We start from the raw sequence: 22,626 nt of genomic DNA, 5'->3' as shown, positions 1-22,626 counted from the left end.
TGTTCGCGGGTGGCGGCACGAAACGAAATACGTGTCAACTGATGTTCATCGTGAAGGCACCTGGGTTACCTAGAACGGCGTAACGCACGCCACCCGATCAGGTGTTTTCTTACTTGCCACGGTGACAATCGGAAAAGCGCCGACATCGCTTCGGTGGTACCCGAAACATCTTCGCGACCGCTGGTGAATGCCTGCTGATGCGCGATGGGCAACGTGAAGAACCGATCGAAGAACACCGGCACCAGTTCGGGCGGCATTCCGCACAGCGCCCGCAGCCCATACCGTCGCAACCCGTGCACGGCACGCGCCGAAGACGGCCACAGCGCCCGGTGCGCGGCCGACGCCGCCGCGGCGGGGCCTCGATCCCAAGCACGGACCACGGCGTCGGCCACCGGTTCCGCGAGCCGGATCGACGTCGCGACGCTGTACCCGGTCGCCGGATGCACCAGCGCTCCGGCGGCCCCGAACGGCACCGTCCGGCCGCGCCGGGGCGCGGGCAGGTCGAGCACGATCCGCACGCGTTCCTCACGCCCGTGCGCCGTCAGCCCGACGGCCCGGAGCCGGGTGCGCAACCGCGCCGCGAGGACGTCCAGTGGAAGCCCGGGCTTGCGGGCGAGCGAGGTCTCCTCGACCAGGACCGTGCCGTCGCCGAGCGGCAGTACATAGAGGAATCCGGACTCCGTGTCCCGCCAGTCCATGAACACGGCGGTGTCCGGACGGTCGACCAGCCGCAGCGCGTCCTCGGCGGGGAGGACCACGCCGAACGCCGTCTGTTCGTAGCGGTTCCCCCGCGGCCGGACGCCGGAAGCGTCCACGTACAGACCCGTCGCGAAGGTCCGTCCGTCCTCCAGCCGCACCGAGGAACCCTGCCGCCCGTGGTCCACGCCGGACACCTTCCCGGCGACGACGTCGTAGCCCTCGCTCAGCCACCGGCGCAGGCCGTCGTTGTCCACCACCAGGTACTGACGATCCAGGACGTGCGGTCCGGTCCCGAAGGCGAGCGTGGCCGACGGCGCGCACGCGACGGCGCTCGTAGGCAGTGCGGGCAGTTCGTCGGCCCACAGCCCGTAGGTCGCCCGCCAGCGTCTGCCCGGGGTCGGGTCGATCAGGACCGTCGCCAGGCCGCGCCGGGCGCAGGCACGCGCGAGCGCCCGCCCCGCCGGGCCGCCGCCCGCGATCACCACGTCCGCCACCTTCGTATCTCATCACGCCGCCCCGACGGATACGGTGTTGCGCATGGAACAGACGGACCCGAGGACGTGGCGGCGCGATCCGGCGAGCGAGAGCGCCGGGTTCACCGACCTCGCCACGAGCCCGTTCCGGATCGACCGCGACCGGATCGCCGCGTCGCCCTTCTTCGCGCGGCTCGGCGGGGTGACGCAGGTGGTCAGCGCCGGCGGTTCCGGGCTCCTGCACAACCGGCTCACCCACAGCCTCAAGGTCGCGCAGGTCGCCCGCGCGATCGCCGAGCGGATCAATTCCGTCGGCGATTCCGCCGAACTGGCCGCGAAACTGGGCGGTTGTGACCCGGACGTCGCCGAGGCCGCCTCGCTCGCGCACGATCTGGGACATCCGCCGTTCGGGCATCTCGGCGAGCAGACCCTCGACCGGATCGCCCGGCACCGGTTCGGCCTCGCCGACGGTTTCGAAGGCAACGCGCAGTCGTTCCGGATCATCACCACCACCGACGTGCGTGGCCCGTCCGCGTCCGGTCTGGACCTCACCACGGCGGTGCGCGCCGCGGTGCTGAAGTACCCGTGGGCGCGGCTGCACGTGCCCGATCCGCATCCGACGTCGATGGCCGTCCAGCCCCGCGGCGCCGCCGAACCGGCCGACGCCCCCGGCACCGGCGCGAGCAAGTTCTCCGCCTACAGCACCGAACTCGACGACTTCACCCAGGCGCGGGCCCCGTTCGACGGCCGGATCGAACCCTGGCAGCAGACCGTCGAAGCGTCCGTGATGGACACCGCCGACGACATCGCGTACGCCATCCACGATCTCCAGGACTTCCACCGGATCGGTGTCCTGCAGCACGCTCCGGTCGCCGCCGAGTTCACCGGCTGGGTCGACCACGCGGTGGAACTGGCCGCACTGGACGAAGCGACCTTGACCGCCGAACGGCGGCTGCCCGGCCGTTCGCTGGAACGGCTGCGCCGCCGGATGCACGCCAAGGACGGGTGGATCGTCGACGACGACGCCTTCACCAGCGCCGTCGTCCGTGTGCGCGCGGAACTCGTCGACGGCCTGCTCGCCACCGGGTTCGACGGTTCCATCGAGGCCGAGCAGGCCACCGCCGCCTTCTCGGCGAAATGGACCGCGCGGCTCGTCGACGGTGTCCAGGTGGTGGCGTCGCCCTCCACCCGGACAGGGCATCTCACGCTGCGTCCCGCGCAATGGCACGAGGTGCAGGTACTGAAATTCGTGCACCGGCGGTTCGTCCTCCTGCGCCCGGAACTCGCGCTGCACCAGCGCGGGCAGGCGAGCCTGGTGACCACCTTGGTCGACGCGCTCGACGCGTGGCTGCTCGACCGCGACGAGTTCTACCGGCTCCCGCGACGGCTGCACGATCTGGTGGAACTGGCGCAGTCCGAGTTCTCCGCGTTGGCGCGGACGTCGCCGGAGCTGCTCATCGGAGCGACCGGGGAACCGGTCACCGGTGCCGACGCCGTACGCGGTCTGGCGCGCGGGCGGGCGGTCGTCGACTTCGTGGCGTCGCTGACGGACAAGCAGGCGGTGACCCTTATGGACGGTTTGTCGGGCCGTGCTTCGCAGCCTTGGTCGGACTCGTTCGTCCTGTGACGACACGATTACCCTGAACGGCCCACGACCTGCGGCCGAATCCGGAAATTCTCCATCCGACGTCACCCGAACGGCTCCTGCCGCCGGTGTGCGCCCGGTACTTAGCTTGATCCAGCCGGTGATCGCCGGCGTCGGTCAGCGTGAGTCGGGGCACGCGCCCAGGAATCGGAGGCGCACGTGCGTCCAACCCGTTCTAGTAGGAGAAGAAGAACGATCCTGACCGCGGGCACCGCGGCCCTCGTCACCGCGCTCGGCCTGGTGAGCCCGCCCGTCGCGGCGGCGGAAACCGGTCAGTCCCCGGACGCGTTCTCGGCCAACACCGTCCGGCAGATCGAGGCACTGCAGTCGATCAAGAAGAGCCAGAACGCCGGCGAGTCCAAAGTGGACAGCCGATTGCTCGTCGAACAGAAACTCCGCGCGCAGCGGATGTCGGCCTCCGCGGTTCCCGCACTGGGGTCTGGGGCGAATGTCTCCGCGGCCGGCACCGTACTCGTGGACATCCGGGGCCAGGTCTCGGAAGAACTCCTCAAGGGACTGCGTGAATCCGGTGCGGGGATCCGCGCGGTCTCCGAGCGGTACGGCAGTGTCCGCGCCGAGGTGCCGCTGAACGCGGTACCGGCGATCGCGGCGCGCGCCGACGTCAAGAAGGTCGAGACCGCCAACGAGGCGTTCACCGCCCGCCAGCTCGCCGAGCCCGCCACCGCGGGCAAGCGGGAGAGCAAGGAGGAGAAGGCCGCCCGGATCGCGGAAGAGCTGAAGAAGGCCGTCGAAGCCAAGGGCCAGCCCGGCATCGCGGCCGGACCGACCAACAGCGAAGGCGATCGCGCGCACAACGCCGACACCGCGCGCCAGCAGTTCGGTGTCACCGGTGTGGGCACCAAGATCTGCGCGCTCTCCGACGGCATCGACTCGCTCGCGACCTCGCAGGCGCGCGGCGAACTCCCGGCGGGCGTCGACGTGATCCCCGGCCAGGAAGGCGACGGCGACGAGGGCACCGCGATGCTCGAGATCATCCACGATCTCGCGCCGAACGCGGCACTCGGTTTCGCCAGCGCGTTCAACTCCGACGCCAGTTTCGCCGACAACATCCGCAAACTGCGCTTCGACGCGGGTTGCGATGTCATCGTCGACGATGTCCTGTACTTCAAGGAATCCCCGTTCCAGGACTGGATCATCGCCCAGGCCGTGAACGACGTGACCGCGGACGGCGCGCTGTACTTCTCCTCGGCCGGTAACGAAGGCAACGTCACCGACGGCACTTCGGGCCACTGGGAAGGCGACTTCGTCGACTCCGGCAAGAGCATCGGCAAATACGCCGGTACCGCGCACAACTTCGCCGGTGCCGCGGGCAACCAGATCTTCCAGCCGCTCTCGAACGCTTCGGGCCGGGTGCCGGTCACGTTGTTCTGGTCGGATCCGCTGGGCGCCTCGAACAACGACTACGACCTGTACCTGCTGAACGCGGCGGGCAACGTCGTCGACTTCAGTCAGGACGTCCAGACCGGGACCCAGGACGCCTACGAACGGGTGGACACCACGGGCGTCGCCGGGCTGCGGCTGGCCATCGTCAAGTTCTCCGGTGAGGGCCGCTATCTTTCGCTGTCCGCGCTGCGTGGCCGGTTCACCGATTCGGCCGACGGTCTCAAGGCCTACACCAAGCCCGGCGTGACCGTGGGTCACTCGGCCGCGCGTGACGCGTTCAGTGTCGCGGCGGCACCCGCCGCCAAGGCGTTCCCCCGTGCCCTCGAACCGGGCGACCCGGCCAACCCGGCGGGTCCGTTCCCGGCCGCGTTCGGCCCGGCCTCGCAGGTCGAGCGGTTCACTTCGGACGGTCCGCGGCGGATGTTCTACCAGGCCGACGGCACCCCGATCACCCCGGGCAACGTGTCCGGGACCGGTGGCGAGGTCCGGAACAAGCCGGACATCACCGCGGCCGACGGTGTCTCCACCAGCGTCACCGGCTTCACCACGTTCTACGGCACGTCGGCCGCCGCGCCGCACGCCGCCGCGATCGCGGGCCTGGTGCTCTCGGGCAACCCGGGGCTGCCCCCGGCCGAGGTGCGCGAGGCGCTGGTCAACACCGCCGTCGACATCCTGGCACCCGGCCGCGACAACTCCAGCGGCGCGGGCGTCATCCTCGCCGACAAGGTGCTCGCCTACACCGGCGCCAGCCCGCAGCCGCTCGCGTCCGCGGGGCAGCCGACGGTCACCCCGGCCGACGGCGGTTCCGCGCTCGACCCGGGCGACACCGCCAAGGTGACCCTGCCGGTGACCAACCGCGGCGACGGCACCGCGACGTCCACCAGCGTCGTGCTCTCCAGCCCGACCCCCGGTGTCACGGTGGCGCCGCGGTCGAAGTCGTACGGCACGATCAGCCCCGGGCAGACCGGCGTGAACGACTTCACCATCACCGTCCCCGCCACGCAGGAACTCGGGGTGCCGGTGGTGCTGAACGCGCGCGTCACTTTCGCGGGTTCGTACTCGCCGACGACGTCGACGTTCTCGCTTCCGGTCGGCACCCCGTCGCCGGTGACGCAGAACTTCGCCTACGCCGGTGACGCGGTGGCGATCCCGGACAGCGACCCGACCGGCGTGACCGTGCCGATCACGGTGAGCGGCGTCGGGCGCGCGTCGAAGCTGACGTTCTCGGTGGACGGCGCGACCTGCAACACCGACCAGACCTCGGCGACCGTGGGCATCAACCACTCGTACGTCGGTGACCTGGTCGGCACGCTGACGTCGCCCGCGGGCGCGAAGGCTACCGTGTTCCAGCGCAGCGGCGGCTCGGGCAACAACCTGTGCCAGGTCGTGTTCGCCGACAACGCGGCCGCCGCGTTCAGTTCGGTGAGCGCGGCGAACGCGCCGTTCACCGGCACCTACAAGCCGGCGCAGGCAGTCGGCGGCCTGACCGGTGCGGCGGCCGACGGCACGTGGAAGTTCACCGCGGTCGACGTCGCCGGTGGCGACACCGGGTCGATCCGCTCGGTCTCCTTGCACATCAACGGTTTCGTGCAGCCTGGGGTGGCCGAGCGCCCCGCGGCCGTCGGGAAGTCGGTGGGGAAGGGGCCGGTGAAGCCGGTCTAATCCTCCGGTCATGCGCGTGAAGGCCCCCTTCCCTCGGCTGAGTCGAGGGAAGGGGGCCTTCACGCGCGTCGGGCTCCGCCGGCGCGAAGGCGTAACTCGCGTGTTTGGAGACGTAACTCGCGTGGTTGAAGGCGGAACTCACGAGTTCCGCCTTCAATCACGCGAGTTCCGCTTTCCCGCACGCGAGTTACGCCTCTGCGCACGCGAGTGCGGGGTTGCCGATCCGGCCCCGCCCCGTACGTTGGACCCATGGCGAGGGAGCGGCAGGTGGCGGGCGGGGGCTGGGCGGTCGAGGTCGCCCCGGAACGCCTCGAAGGCTGGTACGCGCGCTTCGCCGTCCGCAACGAAGGCGTCCGCGAGACGCGGCTCACGGCCGAAACTGTCACGGTCGTCGCGGACAACGGCGTCGTCGCCGTCGCGACCGTCCCTTTCGGACCCCTCGACACGGAAGGCACGGCGAACGGACTGGCCGTCGGCCCGCTCGTCGAACACGCGCTGGTCTCGCGCAGGATCGCGCTCCTGCTGGTGCGCCGCGGCGGGCACAGCGTCGGGATCGCGCGCGGGGGAGTGGTCGTCCAGTCCAGGACGGACCGGCACCTCGTCCAGGGCCGGTCCGCGGCGGGCGGATGGTCGCAGCAGCGGTTCGCGCGGCGCAGGGAAGGACAGGCGCGCGTCGCACTGCGTTCCGCCGCCGAAGACGCCTTCGAGGTGCTCGTCCCTCAACTGTCCGAAGTGGACGCGGTCGTCCTCGGCGGTGACCGCCGCGCCTTGGAAACCCTGCGCGAGGACAGGCGGCTGGCACCGTTGTTCGAGCGTGCCGAGCCCCGCGTCCTCGACATCCCCGAACCGCGCCGGACGGTGCTCGAAGACGCGGCGGAACGGGCCGCCGCGGTCGAAATCACCCTCGCCGGGCCGTGACGTCCGGCACGGTCCGATAAAACCGTTCGACAGCGGCCCGTACACTGGGTGCGTGGACATCCTCTTGGAGTAGCTCCTCGCCGGCCCGTCGGCCGGCGAGTCGAAGCTGTCCACTCATCCACCCCTTGTACCGGGAGTTCCCGTGATCACGGCCTCTGGCCTTCAGTTGCGCGCTGGTTCGCGCATCCTGCTCGACGACACCAACGTCCGCATCCAGCAGGGCGACCGTATCGGCCTGGTCGGCCGCAACGGCGCCGGCAAGACCACCTCGCTCAAGGTGCTGGCGGGGGAGGGCGAGCCGTACGCGGGCGAGGTCCGCCGCAGCGGCGAGCTCGGCTACCTCCCGCAGGACCCGCGTGAGGGCGACCTGTCCGTCACCGCGAAGGACCGTGTGCTCTCCGCGCGCGGCCTCGACTCCTTGCTGCGCAACATGGAAAAGGCGCAGAACGCGATGTCGGAGCTGGTGGACGAGAAGGAACGCGACAAGGCGGTCAATCGCTACAGCCGCCTCGAAGAGCGCTTCGCCTCCCTCGGTGGGTACGCCGCCGAGAGCGAGGCCGCGCGGATCTGTTCCAACCTCGGCCTCGCCGACCGGGTGCTCGCGCAGACGCTGCAGACGCTCTCGGGTGGTCAGCGCCGTCGCGTGGAGCTGGCCCGCATCCTGTTCGCCGCCGCCGAAGCGGGTGCCGGCGGCAAGTCCGAGACGATCCTGCTGCTCGACGAGCCCACCAACCACCTCGACGCCGACTCCATCAGCTGGCTGCGCGGCTTCCTGAAGCAGCACGACGGCGGTCTCGTGGTCATCAGCCACGACGTCGAACTGCTCGAGGACGTCGTCAACAAGGTGTGGTTCCTCGACGCGACCCGCGGCGAGCTCGACCTCTACAACATGGGCTGGCAGCGGTATCTCGACGCGCGCGCCACCGACGAGAAGCGCCGCCGCCGCGAGCGCGCGAACGCCGAGAAGAAGGCGTCCGCGCTGCAGCAGCAGGCCGCCAAACTGGGTGCCAAGGCGACGAAGGCCGTGGCCGCCAAGAACATGGCGCGCCGCGCCGAGCAGATGCTGTCCGCGCTCGACGAGACCCGTCAGGCCGACAAGGTCGCCCGGATCAAGTTCCCCGAGCCCGCCCCGTGCGGCCGGACCCCGCTCACCGCGGAGGGGCTCTCGAAGTCCTACGGTTCGCTCGAGATCTTCACCGGCGTCGACCTCGCCATCGACCGTGGTTCGAAGGTCGTCGTGCTCGGATTGAACGGCGCCGGAAAGACGACTCTGCTCCGGCTGCTCGGCGGAATGGAAACTCCGGATACCGGCGAGACCATTCCAGGTCACGGATTGCGTTTGGGCTATTACGCACAGGAACACGAAACGCTCGACCACGATGCGTCCGTGTGGGAAAATATCCGTCACCTCGCGCCGGACACCGGCGCGCAGGAGTTGCGGAACCTTCTCGGTTCGTTCCTGTTCACCGGCGAGCAGCTCGATCAGCCCGCCGGCACGCTCTCCGGAGGTGAGAAGACGCGGCTCGCGCTCGCCGGTCTGGTGTCCAGCGCTGCCAACGTTTTGCTGCTCGACGAGCCGACGAACAACCTGGACCCGGCCAGCCGTGCCCAGGTCCTGGACGCCTTGCGCAGCTTCGCCGGAGCGGTCGTCCTGGTGACGCACGACCCGGGCGCGGTCGAGGCGCTGGAGCCGGAACGCGTGATCCTCCTGCCGGACGGAACCGAGGACCATTGGTCGGCGGATTATCTGGAACTTGTCCAGCTTGCGTGAGGCTTGCGTCCGTTCGGGTGCTTGATCGATGCCATCCGGCCACTGAAATGGCCCAATGTGATCGCGGTTTCAGCAGTTTTGCGCTCGTCGTCTGGCATTCCGGCGCTCAGTGTTCGATCATTGCGGCGACAGGGGCCGTTATGTGGCCCAGAACACTCTCGGCGGGAAGGCGATCGACGTGGCTGATCTCAAGAAAGGCGCGCGGATCACCGGCAACACGCGTGACAAGCTGGCCGCTGACCTGAAGAAGAAATACGAGAAGGGCTCGAGCATCCGCGCTCTCGCGGAGTCCACGGGTCGCTCGTACGGGTTCGTGCACCGGGTCCTCTCGGAGTCCGGCGTCCAGCTGCGCGGCCGTGGCGGTGCCACCAGGGTCAAGAAGAAGTAGTCACGAGGAAGTAGCGGACTGCTGCGCGGGGGGCGCAGTTCCCTTTCCAGGGACCGCTGTTTCACGGGTTTCCGCGGCCAGGCAGTGTTCGCTGGAGATGAAGACCAGCCTGGCACCGAGCAGGACCAGCGGATACACCAGGTAGCCGTACCGCGTCGCCGGAGTGAGCATGATCAGTGCGACGAGCCCGACGGCCATGCGCAGCAACGCGTCGGAACCGGTCGCGGGCGGGCGTCGCAGCAGCCAGACCAGGATCGCGACGGCAGCGATCCCGAGCAGGGCGAAGGAAACCGCCGTGCCCACCGGGCCCAGCGAGGCGATGAGGTGGCCGGGCAGCGGGCTCGCCGCCGGTGACTTGATCACGCCGATTCCCATCGGGAACCGGAAGACGTGTTCGACGAACGCCTTGGGGTCCACCAGATAGACGGGTACGTGCAGGACGAGGGTCGTCACCACGAGTGCCGCGGCGAATCCGCCCAGTGCGCGGGGACCACGCCGCGTGATCAACAGGACACCCAGCACCACGATCGCCGGCGCGACGATGAGTTTCGCGCTGACCACCAAGGCCAGCACCAGACCCGACAGGACGGCGCGGCCCGTCGCGGCCAGCGCGAAGGACAGCACCAGCAGCCCGACGATGGCCAGATCCGGACCGGCGACCGCCCAGGTCAGCGCGGTCAGCGGGCAGGCGAGCGCGAGTTGTGCAGCGCTGACCGGGATTTTCGGCCACTTCAGCAGCCGCAGCGTCAGCAGTACACACGCGACAGCCGCCAGCGAGAACATCCAGCGCGCGTCGGTGAGGGCGTTCGCGACCGGCCCGCCGCCCAGCAGGGCGCGCGGCAGGCCGAAGACCGTCATCACGGGACCGTATGGCGTGTAATCGTTTACTTCCACCGCGCGACCGAGCGCGGTGACGTCGACGTACGGGGTTCCGTTCTCCAGAAGGAGTTTCGCCGACCGTTCGATGACCCAGACCTCGGGCTGCGCGGCCCACGAGTTCGGCGTGACGAGCCAGTCCACTCCGGTCAGACGGCGAATGACGAGCATTCCCAACGGAAGGATCATGGCGAACAGCCCGATGGCGCCGATACCGATCCACCGTGAGCCGAGCGCGCCGGGCAGCGCCTTGCCGCGCCGCGCGGCGATCGTCAGCCAGCCGGTGTGGACCACGGCGAGGCCGTAACCCGCGACGGCGAAGTTCGCCCACACGCGATAACCGTAGAATTCCGCGACGGCGGTGTTCACGACGGCGAAGATCAGGCAGCCCGTGTAGAAGACCAGGTCGATGGTCAGTCGCCGCAGGTCTGGGTCCTTGGTCACCGGCTCAGGCTACCGACGCGGCCACGCCCGCCGGAAAGAGGACGCGGAAACCGGGAAGCATCCGGCGCGCCGCGGTGTTGGTCTTGCTTATATCCGGGAAAACTCTCGACTAATATCGAGGTTTTGGGGGCTGAGAGAGGGTTCTCATGGACAACACGTACGCGCTGATGAACTCGGCGATGAGATCCGCCGACGTTCCGAAGGGGCTGCACAAGGGGACGCTCCGCCGCGTCGCGCGGTTCGCCAGGCCACACTGGCGGAGATTGATGATATTCCTGGTGCTCACCGTCGTTTCGGCGGTGCTGGCGGTGAGCACGCCGGTGCTGGCCGGGAAGGTGGTCGACGCGATCGTCGGCGGGCGCGACGTCGCGCTGGTGGTGTGGCTCGCCGTGGTGATCGCGGCGCTGGCCCTGATCGACGCCGGGCTCGGGCTGGCCGAACGGGCGCAGTCGTCGAGGATCGGCGAGGGGATCATCCTCGACCTGCGGCTCGCGGTGTACCGCCATGTGCAGCGGATGCCGGTCGCGTTCTTCACCCGCACCCGCACCGGCGCGCTGGTGAGCAGGCTCAACAACGACGTCATCGGCGCGCAGCGCACGTTCACCGCGACACTGTCGGGCTTGGTCACCAACGTGATCCAGCTGGCGCTGTCGCTGGTGGTCATGGTGACGCTGTCCTGGCAGGTCACCCTGCTGGCGCTGGTGCTGCTGCCGGTGTTCATCCTGCCGACGCGGCGGCTCGGGCGGCGGATGGCCGGGCTGCAGCGGGAGGCCGGCGGGCTCAACGCGTCGATGACCACGCAGATGACCGAACGGTTTTCCGCGCCGGGCGCGACGCTGGTGAAGCTGTTCGGAGACCCGGAGCGCGAGACCGGCGAGTTCGGCGCGCGGGCCGGACGGGTGCGCGACATCGGTGTTCGCACGGCGATGCTGACGCGCTGGTTCCTGACCAGCCTGACCACGGTCTCCGCGCTCGCGCAGGCGCTGGTCTACGGGCTGGGTGGCTACCTGGCGCTGACCGGGGCACTCGCGCCGGGCACCGTCGTGGCATTGGCGTTGCTGCTGACCAGGCTGTACTCGCCGCTGACCGCGCTGGCGAACGTCCGGGTGGACGTGATGACCGCGCTGGTGTCGTTCGAGCGGGTCTTCGAGGTGCTCGACCTCAAGCCGATGATCGAGGAGAAGCCGGACGCGCGGCGAGTCCCCGAAGGTCCGGTCTCGGTCGAGTTCTCCGATGTCCGGTTCGGCTACCCGGCGGCGGACCGGTACTCGCTGGCTTCGCTGGAGGACGTGTCCACTTTGGATCACCGGGGTGGTGAGGAGGTGTTGCACGGCATCAGCTTCCGCGCCGAACCCGGGCAGATGGTGGCACTGGTGGGATCGTCGGGCGCCGGCAAGTCGACGATCGCTTCGTTGCTGCCGCGGCTGTACGACGTCGACGCCGGTTCGGTCCGTCTGTCCGATGTGGACGTTCGAGAGCTGAGTTTCGCCTCGCTGCGGGAAACCGTCGGCGTGGTGACACAGGACGGGCACCTCTTCCACGACACCATCCGCTCGAACCTCGAGTACGCGCGGCCGGGGGTCACCGACGACGAGATCTGGTCGGCGCTGGAGAAGGCCCGGCTGGCCGAGCTGATCCGGGAGCTGCCGGACGGGCTGGAGACCGTGGTGGGGGAGCGAGGTTACCGGCTTTCCGGCGGCGAACGGCAGCGGCTGACCATCGCCCGGCTCCTGCTCGCGCAGCCGAAGGTCGTCGTCCTCGACGAGGCGACCGCGCATCTGGACTCGCAGTCCGAAGCGGCCGTCGGCGAGGCGCTGACCGACGCGCTGGACGGGCGGACCGCGCTGGTCATCGCGCACCGGTTGTCGACGGTCCGGGCGGCGGACCAGATCCTGGTGATCGAGCACGGGGAGATCGTCGAGCGGGGGACGCACGAAGAGCTTCTCGCGCGCGAAGGTCGCTACGCGTCGCTGTACCTGACGCAGTTCTCGGAGGAGCCTGCGGCCGCGTGACCGAGGTGGTTCGCTTTCCTGCTGATGTGTCATGAAAGGGTCGTTCAGGACGTTTTTCGTCCTGAACGACCCTTTCATGACATCCGGAGCGGGTCAGGCGAGGGCGGGCGAGGCGAAGGTCGCGTTCACCAGCGCCATCTTCCGCGGATCGTCCCGCATGAGCGGCCCCATCCGGTTCATCGTGTAGCCGAACGCGATCCCGCTCTCGGGATCCACACCGCCGGACGAGCCGCCGAGCCCGTCGTGACCGAACGCGCGCGGGTTCGGCCCGAAGCCGCGTTCCTCACTGCCGAGGTAGAACCCCAGCGCCCATTCGTTGCCCAGCCCGCCCACGACGTCGGTCTCCCGGCCCTGCCCTTCGCGGGCCGTCGCGAGCGCTCCGGCCGAGAGCAGCCGCCCGGAGGCGAGCGCGCCGTAGATGGTCGCGATGGCCCGGGCGGTGCCGTGCCCGTTCAGCGCGGGCAGGATCGCGCGCCGCCAGCCGGGATCGTTGGCGTCGCGGCCTTGGACGCGCGGGTTCGCCAGTGCGGCGAGGGCGACGGGGCCGGCGTTGGCGAACGCCTGGGTCAGGGCGGTCTTCATCTCCGCGCTGAGCACGGGCTCGACAAGGGTGGAGCAACGCGCCAGATCGTCGTCGGAATCCAGGCCGATCCGGAAGTCCGCGTCCAGCGGACCGGCGATGTGCCCGGCGAAGTACGCGCGGACGTCCTGCCCGCTCACCCGGCGGATCACCTCGCCGACGAGGAAGCCGAACGACAGCGCGTGGTAGCCGCTGGCCGTGCCCGGTTCGAAGAGCGGCGGCTGCGCGGCGAGCAGTCCGGTGACGTGGTCCCAGTCGTAGAGTTCCTCGACCTTCACGGGCCGGTCGAGGCCGATCCCGGTCACGCCGGAGCGGTGCGAGAGCAGCCATCGCACGGGGATGTCCTGTTTCCCCGCGGCCGCGAACTCCGGCCAGTACTTCGCCACGGGCGCGTCGATGTCGAGTGCGCCGTCGTCGGCGAGGTGGTGCGCGCAGAGCGCGGTCATGCCCTTGGTGGTCGACCAGACGTTGGTGAGCGTCTCCGCCCGCCACGGGATCGTCCGGTCCGGATCGGCCCAGCCCGCCCAGAGGTCGACCACGGTCTCGCCGTGCCGGGTCACCGAGAACGCGGCGCCGATCTCGCCGCGGGCGGCGAAGTTCTCCTCGAAGGCGGCCCGGACGGGTTCGAAGCCCGCCGCGCATTCACCGTGGATCTCGGTCATGGCACGGACCTCCTGTGCGGACACCGACCGGTCGGTATGTGACCGTAGAAGCGCCGCGAGGACGAGTCAAGAGGCCCGTCCCCGCGAAGTCGCTACCGCAGTGCCGGGACCCGCGCGCCGTACTTGGCCAGCAGCGCCGCGTTGGCCTCGTCGCCACCGTCCACGTTGGAGCTGCGCCACAGCGGGACGTCGACGCCCTGCGCCGCGCCGAGGTCCACGACCTCGGCGAGCACGAGGTTCCAGAGGAACGCGTTGATCACAGTGGACAGTGGCGCGGTCCGCGGCGCCTCCGGCGGGTAGCTCGAATCACCGGGACGGACGTGGGAGTCGAGCACGATGCTCGCCTCTTCGATCAGCGTCGTGGCCGCGCGCTTCGGTGCGGCGGCCACCGACGCGGCCGAGCTCACCGCGATGACCGACGCCCCGCGCTTGCGCGCCCCGGCGGCCAGTTCGACCGGGTACGGGTTGACGCCCGACGTCGAGAACACCACCAGCAGGTCGTCCGGCCCCGGCGCGCGCTCGGCGAGCACCTCCTCGGCGAGCCCGGAGCGGCGCTCGGTCTTGGTGCTGTGCTGCGCGCCGTGCAGCGGCAGCAGTTCGGGGTGGTAGATCGGGTAGACGCAGGCGAGCCCGCCCGCGCGGTAGAAGGTCTCGGCGACCGCGGCCAGCGAATGACCGGCACCGGCGGTGAACACCAGGGCGTCGGCCCGGATGACCCCCAGGATCAGCTCGGCCGACTTCCGGATCTGCTCCGCGTTACCCCGTTCGGCCTCCGCGAGCCGTTCGGCGACGTCTGCACAACGTTCGGTGGTGCTCACCACATCCGCCCTTCCGTCTGGAGATCAGCGACGAATGTATCGCGTGGACCAATCGCCGAAGTGGAATACATGGGGTCATGATCGAGGTTGACCCGATCACTGCGGCCGGGGTTTCGGAGACTGGAGGGTCCAGGGTGAGCGAGGCTGATCCCGCGGTGCGGACTTGGCGGGCACGCGGCCAGGTCAAAGCCGTGGTGCTGGTACTGCACGGCGGCGCGGAGCACAGTCATGCCCGCGTGGCGCCGTGGCGGCTGGCGTACCAGCGCATGGTGCCGCTGGCGAAGGACGTGCACCGGGCGGGCCGGGGGCACGGGGTCGAGGTGCGGCTGCTGCGCAACCGGATCTACGGCTGGAACGACCACGGCACCGACGCGCTCGCCGACGCGCGCTGGGCTCTGGCGCGGATCCGCGACGATCACCCTGGCGTGCCGGTGATCCTCGTCGGCCACTCGATGGGAGGACGGGTCGGCCTGCGCGTCGCCGACGATCCGGCCGTCATCGGTGTCTGCGCGCTGGCACCGTGGACACCACCGGGTGAACCCGTCGATGCCGTCCGCGGCCGCGCCGTGCTGATCGCGCACGGGACCAAGGACCGCATGACGGATCCGGTGGCATCACACGCTTTCGCCGAACGTGCCGAAAAGGTGACAGCGCGGTCGGCGCGGTTTGAAATCGATGGTGAAGGGCACGCGATGCTACGAAGGTCTCGCGTCTGGAACCGTCTCGTACGGGCATTCGCGCTCGAGCTGATCGAAGCCGGGGGCACTGACGAAACGCTGAGCGGAGCCTGGGATCGGCCGAGCTCGGAGCGGCTGCGGATCCCGGTCTAGACCGGGCGGGAGGGAGTACCCATGTCCACGTCGAGCGTCGACCGGACGGCAGGTCCGTCCGGCCTTCCCGGTCCCGGCGAAACCAGGTGGCCCGGTTTGGCCACCCCGCCGCATTCCCCGTTCCGGGCGCGGATCGCCGAGCAGTTGTTCCGGCACGCCGTGCGCCCGCTGAACGTCCGCGTGCGCATGCCCGACGGCTCGCACCTGGGCGCGGGCGGTCCGGACGCGCCCGAAATGCGGCTCAACCGTCCCGCCGCGTTCTTCCACCGCCTCGGCGTGGACGCGAAGATCGGCTTCGGTGAGGCGTACATGGTCGGCGACTGGACGAGCGACGCGCTCGCCGAGGTGCTGACCCCGTTCGCGGAGCGGATGGCGACGCTCATCCCGCCGCTGCTGCAGCGGTTCCGCCGGTTCGTCGACCGCGGTCACCCGGACGGCGAGGAGAACAGCGTCGAGGGCGCGCGGTCGAACATCCATCGTCACTACGACCTGTCGAACGATCTGTTCGGCGCGTTCCTGGACCCGTCGATGATGTACTCGTCGGCGTTGTTCGGCCCGGACGACGACCTCACCGCCGCCCAGCACCGCAAGATCGACAGCGTCCTCGACTACGCCGGCGTCCGCGAAGGCAGCACGGTGCTCGAGATCGGCACCGGCTGGGGCGAACTCTCGATCCGCGCCGCCGCGCGCGGGGCGCAGGTCACGTCACTGACCATTTCCGAGGAACAGGCGAAACTGGCGACCGAACGTATCGCGGCGGCGGGTTTCGCCGACCGCGTCGACGTCCGGCTGTGCGACTACCGCGACTCCTCCGGCGAGTACGACGCCGTGGTGAGCGTCGAGATGATCGAAGCGGTCGGGGAGGCGTACTGGCCGACGTTCTTCGAGACCATCGGCAAGCGGCTGAAGCCGGGCGGAAGGCTGGGGCTCCAGGCCATCACGATGGACCACGAGCGCATGCTCGCCGCGGCGCGTTCGTACACCTGGATGCACAAGTACATCTTCCCCGGCGGGCTCATCCCGTCGACCACCTCCGTCGAACAGGGCCTGCTGGAGCACGCGCGGTTGAGGCTGGAGGGGGTGCGCGAGTTCGGCCAGGACTACGCCCGCACGTTGCGGCTGTGGCGGGAGAGGTTCACCCAGCGGTGGGGCGAGATCACCGAACTGGGCTTCGACGACGTCTTCAAACGGATGTGGGAGTTCTATCTGGCGTACTCCGAAGCGGGGTTCCGTTCGGGGTATCTCAAGGTCCACCAGTTCGGATTCGCCGAAAACGGACGGTGAGCACCACCCAACCGATGCGGGGTGCCGGACGTCCTTCACCTAGGGTCTGCGGTTGACTGGGCCCTACACGCGAGATCGGGACGGGTGATTCGGCATGACGTATGGAGGCGACGACCGAGGGCGACGGATGCCGCCGCCCCAGCGGCCGCCGTCCGGCCGCCCCCGGCGGCATCAGCCCGCGCAGATGATGCCGCTGCCGGGCCGGGGGAGCAGCCCGTACGACGAGCGGACGAGGCCGATGGGGCACGGCGGCCAGGAGCGGCCCTCCGGCCCGCCACCGCGCCGCCCAGGCCCGCCGCAGCCCCCTCCGGGGCGCCCGATGGACGACGCGCGCCCGCCGCGGCGGCGTAAGCGCTGGGGTTTCGGCAAGGTGCTGCTCACGTTGCTGACCGTGTTCGTGGTGTTCCTCGCCGGGGTGTGGGTGTACCTGGAGTTCTCCATCAACCGCGTCGACGCGCTGGCCGACTACTCCGGCCGCCCTGTCGCGGCGGAGGGCACCAACTGGTTGATCGTGGGCTCCGACAGCCGGGACGGGCTGACCCCCGAGGAACAGGAGAAGCTGGTCACCGGCGACTCCAAGGCCGCAGGCGGCGGCAAGCGGACCGACACCATCATGATCGCGCACATCCCGTCCAACAGCGTCAAACCCACGCTGCTGAGCCTCCCGCGCGACTCGCAGGTGAGCATTCCGGGGCACGGCAAGAACAAGATCAACGCGGCGTTCTCGATCGGGGGCCCGACGCTGCTCGCGCAGACCGTCGAAGGCGCCACCGGCCTGCGCATCGACCACTACGCCGAGATCGGCTTCGGCGGCTTCGCGAAGATCGTCGACGCGATCGGCGGGGTGCACATGTGCGTCGAGAAGCCGATGGAGGACACCCTCACCAAGATCAAGATCCCGGCGGGCTGCCAGGACCTCCAGGGGCCGCAGGCGCTCGGGTTCGTCCGCATGCGGCACAGCGAGGCGACCCCGCGGTCAGACCTCGACCGCGTCGCCAACCAGCGGAAGTTCATCGGCGCGATGGTCAGCGAGATCGGCAGCCCCGGCACGCTGCTGAACCCGTTCACGCTGTTCCCGCTGCTGTCGACCGCGCCGGACGCGCTGACCATGGATTCGGGCGACCACGTGCACAACCTGGTCGGGCTGGCGCTGGCGATGCGCGGGATCTCGTCGGGCGGCGTCGTCACCACGACGGTGCCGGTGACCAGCGGCTCGGCGGAGAACTGGGACAAGACGAAGTCGAAGCTGCTGTTCGACGCGTTGAAGAACGACACGGAGATCCCGGACAGCGCGATCCTGACCTGATCTTCAGGCGCTATGAACGGGCCGTTCCTTGCAAAATTTGCAAGGAACGGTCCGTTCATAGCGTTCGGGAGCCTTCGTGTGCCTCGGGTGTCCGCTGCCTCCGGCCAGATGTCATGAAAGGGTCGTTCAGGACGAAAAGTGTCCTGAACGACCCTTTCATGACATCTGGCGAAACCTGTTCGGCGCCGAAAACCGGAGGCGCCCGGAGCGAAGGCGAGTCACCATGGGCGGATGGAAGCGCCCGCCGAAACCCTCGCCGACGACGTCGTCACCCTGCGCCGCTGGAAGCCGGAGCAGCTCGAAACCCTCGCCGCCGTCGCAGGCGACTCCGCCGAACACCTCGGCGCCTGGATGATCTGGGCCACCTACGGTTACGGCCGTCGCGAAGCCGCCGACTTCCTGGAGCGGAGCGCGAAGAACTGGGCCGACGGCAAGACCTACGACTTCGCGATCCTCGCCGGGGAGGAGCTCGTCGGCGGCGCGGGCATGATCACGCATCCGGACCGCATCGAGATCGGCTACTGGCTCGGCCGCCATCACACCGGCCGCGGCTACGTGACCAGGGCCGCGAAGCTCTTGGCCGACGAGGCCTTCCGGCTCGGCGCGCCGGAGGTCGAGATCCGGCACGACGAGAAGAACCTCGCGAGCGCCGCCGTGCCCGCGCGGCTGGGGTTCACGATGATCGGCGAGGAGCCCGCCGAACCGCCGCTCGCCCCCGCCTGTGCGGGGGTCAACCGGTTCTGGCGGCTCAAGCGTCCTTAGTCTTGCGCTCACGCAAGGCCGCGAGCGCCTTGTCGGCGTGCACGGTGAACTTCAGCTCGCTCTTGATCACTTCGAGGACCTTGCGGTCGGTGTCGATGACGAAGGTGTGCCGTTTGGCGTGCAGCGGGCTGAATTTGCGCCAGACGCCGAACTGTTTCGCCACCACACCGTCCACATCGGACAGCAGGGGATAGTCGAAGCCGTGTTTGGCGGAGAACTCCTGCTGTTTGGCGACGGCGTCCGGGCTGATGCCGACGCGGTGCGCGCCCACTTCGGCGAATTCCGCGGCCAGGTCGCGGAAATGGCAGCTTTCCGCGGTGCAGCCGCTGGTCATCGCGGCGGGGTAGAAGAACAGCACCACCGGACCGGACGAGAGGAAGTCCGACAGCGTGCGCTCTTCGCCCTTGTCGTCGGGCAGCGTGAAGTCCGGGGCGAGGTCACCTTGGTCCATGGAGCGATCCTGTCACGTCAGTGGGCGTGCCGTTCGATCAGCTCGTCGACCTCGTCCCCGGTCGCGGAATCCGCCACGAACGAACCACGCGCCGCGAGGACGCCGTACCGCCGCAGCCGTTCGGCCTGTTCGTGGCTCTGGACGCCTTCCGCGCCGATGCGCAGTTTCAGCTCCTTGGCCCTGGCGACCAGCTGGCACAGGTGACGGACGTCGGCCTCGTTCTCGCCGTCGGCAAGGGCGTCGACGACCGGGCCGGACAGGATCACGTGGCGGACGGGCAGCCCGTGCCGCGGGATCAGCTCCAGATCGTCCGAACCGGAGATGGTCAGCACCAGCTGCGCGCCCAGATCAGCCAGTACGGCGAAGGAGTCGAGCACCTCGCCGCCCGAGTCGAGCACGGACTCGCGGTCCGTGCACAGCCGCAGCGCCTGGGCGGGCAGGTTGTGCCGGTCGAGCTGTTCCTTGACCAGCAGCACCAGATCGGGCTCGATGGCCAGCCGCGTCGGCAGCCGCACGCAGACGTCCGGGGCGGCCTCGCCGAACCTGTGCCGCCATCGCGCGGTGGCGGCGAGCGATTCGGCCAGCAGCCACCGGCCGAGCGGGATGGTCATCCCGGTGATCTGCGCCAGCGGATAGAACTCGTCGGAGTCCAGCTCGCCCTTCTCCGGATGGCTCCACCGCAGCCCGGCGTTGACGGCCGCCAGCTGGTCGGGATTCGCGAGCTTCACCGTCGGCTGGTAGATCAGCGAGAACTCGCCGTTCTCCAGCGCGCCCGCGATCACCGCGCCGAGCTGGTAGCGGCCCCGGTCACGCGCGTCGAGTTCGGGGTCGAACAGCATCCACTGCGCCTTGCCTGCCTCCTTCGCGCGGTGCAGCGCGATCTCCGCGGCACGAAGCAGGTCTTCGGGCCCGCCGTCGGCGGCGGAGCGGACGACGATGCCCGCGCTCGCGCTGACCCCGATCCCGTGCCCGCCGAGGTAGATCGGCTCGACGAGTTCCTCCAAGGCCTGCTCGACCAGCGAGATCACTGCGGGCGGGGTGAAGTCGCCGCGCAGCAGGACGGCGAACCCGTCGCCGGACAGCCGGGCGACCGAACCGTCGTACCGGCCGGCGAAGACGGACGTGAGCTTGTTCGCGACCCCGCGCAGCACCTGATCGCCCACGCCGGCCCCGAGGCCGTCGTTGATCACCTTGAAGCCGTCGACGTCGAGATAGACGAGCGCGACCTGCTCGTCGCCGGACCCGGCCAGCGCGGCTTCGAGGGTGTTGCCGAACGCGGTGGCGTTGGGCAGGCCGGTCAGCGGGTCGTGCACGTTCTGATGCCGCAGTTGTTCCTGCAGCAGGTGGATTTCGTTGGCGTCGGAGACCATCAGCACCGGATAGGCCGAGCCGGGCCGGTCACCGGGCAGATCGGTCAGGGTCACGTCGACCCAGAGCGGGCCTTCCTCACTGTGGTCCAGCAGCAGCCGTTCCTCCTGCGTCGGCCGGCCGTGTGTCATGAGCTGGGCGAGCGCGTTCCGCAGGCGGGCGACGTCGTGTTCGGCGGAGCCGAGATCGGGGATTTCCCGGCCGCGCAGCGAGCCCGGCCGGCAGCCGAGGAGACGGCCGAGCGCGGCGTTCGCCTCCACGATCGCGCCGTTGGCGTCGGCGAGGGCGATCCCGATGGGGGAGGCGGAATAGAGCTTGGAGAAGCGCAGCACGGCGGGCTGATGGTCGGGCTCGGCCAGGACGGCGTCCTTGGCGACACCGAGCAGCAGCTGTTCGAGTTGCTCCTTGGGAAGCGATACTCCTTTAGTGTCAGCGAGCGTCTCGGCCCATCTCCGGGCCACGTCCACCAACCCTGGCGCGGAACCAGGTTCGGGCACACTTCACCTCTTCATGCGCGGTTGATGGCCAGCTCAGACCGGGTGTCCGAGCCCATGGACCCACACTAGGTATGAGCCGACCGGGTGTAGTGCCACGGCATCATGCGCGATCCGGGGTGTCTACCGGCTGAAAGGGTGATCGCTACTACACGAGTGGTGACCGGAAGTTACCAAGAGTGCTCGATCGTGGCGTGGTCTCACCGCGGCGTCAGGTGGATCGGCAGACCGTCCGCCGGAACGGGCAGCGACACGTAATCCCAGCGTGCGGTGTAGTCCTCCGGGACCGACCATCGATACGCGCGCAGCATCTCGTGCAGCAGCGCCTTCACCTCGAACGTCCCGAAATGCAGGCCGATGCACTTGTGCGCCCCGCCGCCGAACGGCATCCACGCGTAGCGATGCGACTTGTCCTCGCGGCGGTCCTCGCCGAAGCGGTCCGGGTCGAACCGCATCGGATCCGTCCAGTGCTCCGGCGAGAAGTGGTTGTAGGTGGGGGAAATCCCGACCAGTGTCCCTTCGGGAACGAAATGCCCGAGGACTTCGGTGTCCTTCACCGTCTTCCTGGTCAGGGAAGGGACCGGGGCCACCAGCCGCAGGGCTTCCTTGATCACCAGATCCAGTGTCGTCAAGGTCTCCAGCGCCTCGATGTCCGGCACGTCGTCGCCGAGCGCGAGCGACTCCTGACGCGCGCGTTCCTGCCACTCGGGATTCTTGGCGAGGTGGTAGACGGCGGCGGCGCTGGTGATGGTCGAGGTGTCGTGCGCGGCCATCATCAGGAAGATCATGTGGTTGACGACGTCCGAGTCGGTGAAGCGGTCACCGTCCTCGGTGGTGGCGTGGCACAACGCGGTGAAGAGGTCGTCGCCGTCGCTCGCTCGTTTCGCGGGCAGGTTCGCCGAAAAGTAGCGTTCGAGGACCTTGCGGCCGTGCAAACCCGCCGCCCAGCGGCCGCCGGGAACGGGGAACCGCACGATGGCCGTGCCCGCGCGCACGGAGTTCACGAACGCGCGGTTGATCGCGGCCGCGTCGTCGCCGGACTTCATGCCCATGAACACGCGTGTCGCGACGTCGAGCGTGAGTTGTTTGAGGGACCAGTAGATCCGCGGGTTCGGCCGGTCCGCCCACGTGGCGATGCCGTCGCGCAGGGCCGGTCCCATCTGGTCGATGTAACCGGTGAGCCGTTGCCGGGTGAACGCCGCCTGCATGATCCGGCGGTGCAGGTGGTGCTCGCCGAAGTCGAGCAGCATCAGGCCGCGGTCGAAGAACTGCTCGATGAAGAACTTCCAGCCCTCCTGGGAGAAGGCCTTGTCCTTGTTCACCAACGCGATCTGGGTGGCCTCCGGGCCGGTGAGCGCGACGATGCGGCGCCCGAACGCGCCCATCCACGACACCGGTCCGTAGGTCTCGTAGCGTTTGAGGCCGAACTCGATGCCGAAGCGCATGAAGTCCAGCGCGTGCCCGATGACCGGCGGGCCCTCGTCGCCGAGGACGGGTTTGAGACCCGGCGGGGCGGGCGCGAGTTCGCGGACCGGCCAGGTCGCGCCGAGCCAGCGCTGGTCGACCGAACGCGGCAGGGGGATCGAGGTGAGCGGCGGAACCCGCTCGCGCAGCGCCCCGGTGACCTTTTCGACGGCGTTCGCCATGGTGACCATCTCCCCGCTGAGACCGGTTACCGCTCCACCATCGCACCCTTATTGACGTCCTGACAATACCTCGATGGAAGTTCCGTGAAGGCCTCCTTCACTACCTTGAGGGTAGGGAAGGAGGCCTTCACGG

General features: G+C 69.3%; 17 protein-coding genes. 10 read left to right on the top strand and 7 right to left on the bottom strand.

Annotated features, from left to right (window positions below):
• Positions 1 to 65: 65 nt before the first annotated feature.
• Positions 66 to 1,193, bottom strand: coding sequence for a lycopene cyclase family protein (locus AVR91_RS30150; RefSeq protein ID WP_063276040.1), 1,128 nt, complete (start codon positions 1,191 to 1,193; stop codon positions 66 to 68).
• Positions 1,194 to 1,236: 43 nt separating this feature from the next.
• Here AVR91_RS30150 and AVR91_RS30145 point away from each other — a divergent pair, with 43 nt between their 5' ends.
• From AVR91_RS30145 to AVR91_RS30125, 5 genes are all read left to right on the top strand, one after another.
• Positions 1,237 to 2,799 carry a deoxyguanosinetriphosphate triphosphohydrolase family protein gene (locus AVR91_RS30145; protein WP_063276039.1) on the top strand — a complete coding sequence of 521 codons (1,563 nt, stop codon included), beginning with the start codon at positions 1,237 to 1,239 and terminating at the stop codon, positions 2,797 to 2,799.
• A gap of 213 nt (positions 2,800 to 3,012) precedes the next feature.
• Complete coding sequence (locus AVR91_RS30140; RefSeq protein WP_063276066.1) at positions 3,013 to 5,883, top strand: S8 family serine peptidase; 2,871 nt, start codon at positions 3,013 to 3,015, stop codon at positions 5,881 to 5,883.
• A 249-nt stretch (positions 5,884 to 6,132) separates the two neighbouring features.
• Complete coding sequence (locus AVR91_RS30135; protein ID WP_063276038.1) at positions 6,133 to 6,801, top strand: acVLRF1 family peptidyl-tRNA hydrolase; 669 nt, start codon at positions 6,133 to 6,135, stop codon at positions 6,799 to 6,801.
• Between the two features lie 142 nt (positions 6,802 to 6,943).
• Positions 6,944 to 8,572, top strand: coding sequence for an ABC-F family ATP-binding cassette domain-containing protein (locus tag AVR91_RS30130; protein WP_016333192.1), 1,629 nt, complete (start codon positions 6,944 to 6,946; stop codon positions 8,570 to 8,572).
• A gap of 178 nt (positions 8,573 to 8,750) precedes the next feature.
• On the top strand, positions 8,751 to 8,960 hold the full coding sequence (locus AVR91_RS30125; protein ID WP_003071237.1) for a helix-turn-helix domain-containing protein: 210 nt from the start codon (positions 8,751 to 8,753) through the stop codon (positions 8,958 to 8,960).
• Here AVR91_RS30125 and AVR91_RS30120 read toward each other — a convergent pair whose 3' ends face one another.
• Positions 8,961 to 10,280 (bottom strand): glycosyltransferase 87 family protein, encoded by a 1,320-nt coding sequence (locus tag AVR91_RS30120; protein WP_063276037.1) that lies wholly within the window; start codon positions 10,278 to 10,280, stop codon positions 8,961 to 8,963.
• Between the two features lie 146 nt (positions 10,281 to 10,426).
• On the opposite strand from AVR91_RS30120, the gene AVR91_RS30115 reads away from it, so the two are divergent.
• Positions 10,427 to 12,292 (top strand): ABC transporter ATP-binding protein, encoded by a 1,866-nt coding sequence (locus tag AVR91_RS30115; protein ID WP_063276036.1) that lies wholly within the window; start codon positions 10,427 to 10,429, stop codon positions 12,290 to 12,292.
• 93 nt (positions 12,293 to 12,385) lie between these two features.
• On the opposite strand, the gene AVR91_RS30110 is transcribed toward AVR91_RS30115, so the two are convergent.
• Together AVR91_RS30110 and AVR91_RS30105 are read right to left on the bottom strand one after the other, a co-directional pair.
• Positions 12,386 to 13,534: a serine hydrolase domain-containing protein gene (locus AVR91_RS30110; protein WP_063276035.1), complete on the bottom strand. Its 1,149-nt coding sequence runs from the start codon at positions 13,532 to 13,534 to the stop codon at positions 12,386 to 12,388.
• 92 nt (positions 13,535 to 13,626) lie between these two features.
• A complete protein-coding gene (locus tag AVR91_RS30105; RefSeq protein ID WP_063276034.1) occupies positions 13,627 to 14,355 on the bottom strand; it encodes an SIS domain-containing protein in 729 nt (242 codons plus the stop codon).
• A gap of 131 nt (positions 14,356 to 14,486) precedes the next feature.
• Here AVR91_RS30105 and AVR91_RS30100 point away from each other — a divergent pair, with 131 nt between their 5' ends.
• The 4 genes from AVR91_RS30100 (at position 14,487) to AVR91_RS30085 (ending at position 18,534) form a co-directional block, all read left to right on the top strand.
• Positions 14,487 to 15,182 carry an alpha/beta hydrolase gene (locus tag AVR91_RS30100; protein ID WP_063276033.1) on the top strand — a complete coding sequence of 232 codons (696 nt, stop codon included), beginning with the start codon at positions 14,487 to 14,489 and terminating at the stop codon, positions 15,180 to 15,182.
• A 21-nt stretch (positions 15,183 to 15,203) separates the two neighbouring features.
• Positions 15,204 to 16,466 (top strand): SAM-dependent methyltransferase, encoded by a 1,263-nt coding sequence (locus tag AVR91_RS30095; RefSeq protein WP_063276032.1) that lies wholly within the window; start codon positions 15,204 to 15,206, stop codon positions 16,464 to 16,466.
• 94 nt (positions 16,467 to 16,560) lie between these two features.
• Positions 16,561 to 17,772 carry an LCP family protein gene (locus AVR91_RS30090; RefSeq protein ID WP_063276031.1) on the top strand — a complete coding sequence of 404 codons (1,212 nt, stop codon included), beginning with the start codon at positions 16,561 to 16,563 and terminating at the stop codon, positions 17,770 to 17,772.
• A 231-nt stretch (positions 17,773 to 18,003) separates the two neighbouring features.
• Complete coding sequence (locus AVR91_RS30085; protein ID WP_063276030.1) at positions 18,004 to 18,534, top strand: GNAT family N-acetyltransferase; 531 nt, start codon at positions 18,004 to 18,006, stop codon at positions 18,532 to 18,534.
• Here AVR91_RS30085 and AVR91_RS30080 read toward each other — a convergent pair.
• From AVR91_RS30080 to AVR91_RS30070, 3 genes are all read right to left on the bottom strand, one after another.
• Entirely contained in the window at positions 18,521 to 18,985 is a 465-nt protein-coding gene (locus tag AVR91_RS30080; RefSeq protein WP_005152159.1) for a peroxiredoxin, read from the bottom strand. The two genes, AVR91_RS30085 and AVR91_RS30080, sit on opposite strands and share 14 nt — an antisense overlap.
• Before the next feature lie 17 nt (positions 18,986 to 19,002).
• Entirely contained in the window at positions 19,003 to 20,814 is a 1,812-nt protein-coding gene (locus AVR91_RS30075) for a GGDEF and EAL domain-containing protein (RefSeq protein ID WP_063276065.1), read from the bottom strand.
• A 233-nt stretch (positions 20,815 to 21,047) separates the two neighbouring features.
• On the bottom strand, positions 21,048 to 22,493 hold the full coding sequence (locus AVR91_RS30070) for a cytochrome P450 (RefSeq protein ID WP_211282790.1): 1,446 nt from the start codon (positions 22,491 to 22,493) through the stop codon (positions 21,048 to 21,050).
• Between the last annotated feature and the right edge of the window lie 133 nt (positions 22,494 to 22,626).

The sequence above is a fragment of the Amycolatopsis keratiniphila subsp. keratiniphila genome, assembly GCF_001620365.2.
GTDB lineage: Bacteria > Actinomycetota > Actinomycetes > Mycobacteriales > Pseudonocardiaceae > Amycolatopsis > Amycolatopsis keratiniphila.
Note: the sequence above shows the minus strand (reverse complement) of the source record. Positions and strands in the feature narration are given on the sequence as shown.

Coding starts and splice junctions, on each gene's coding strand:
- AVR91_RS30145 (WP_063276039.1), top strand. CDS start 1,237: ATGGAACAGACGGACCCGAGGACGTGGCGGCGCGATCCGGCGAGCGAG.
- AVR91_RS30135 (WP_063276038.1), top strand. CDS start 6,133: ATGGCGAGGGAGCGGCAGGTGGCGGGCGGGGGCTGGGCGGTCGAGGTC.
- AVR91_RS30115 (WP_063276036.1), top strand. CDS start 10,427: ATGGACAACACGTACGCGCTGATGAACTCGGCGATGAGATCCGCCGAC.
- AVR91_RS30110 (WP_063276035.1), bottom strand. CDS start 13,534: ATGACCGAGATCCACGGTGAATGCGCGGCGGGCTTCGAACCCGTCCGG.
- AVR91_RS30095 (WP_063276032.1), top strand. CDS start 15,204: ATGTCCACGTCGAGCGTCGACCGGACGGCAGGTCCGTCCGGCCTTCCC.
- AVR91_RS30090 (WP_063276031.1), top strand. CDS start 16,561: ATGACGTATGGAGGCGACGACCGAGGGCGACGGATGCCGCCGCCCCAG.
- AVR91_RS30085 (WP_063276030.1), top strand. CDS start 18,004: ATGGAAGCGCCCGCCGAAACCCTCGCCGACGACGTCGTCACCCTGCGC.
- AVR91_RS30080 (WP_005152159.1), bottom strand. CDS start 18,985: ATGGACCAAGGTGACCTCGCCCCGGACTTCACGCTGCCCGACGACAAG.
- AVR91_RS30070 (WP_211282790.1), bottom strand. CDS start 22,493: ATGGCGAACGCCGTCGAAAAGGTCACCGGGGCGCTGCGCGAGCGGGTT.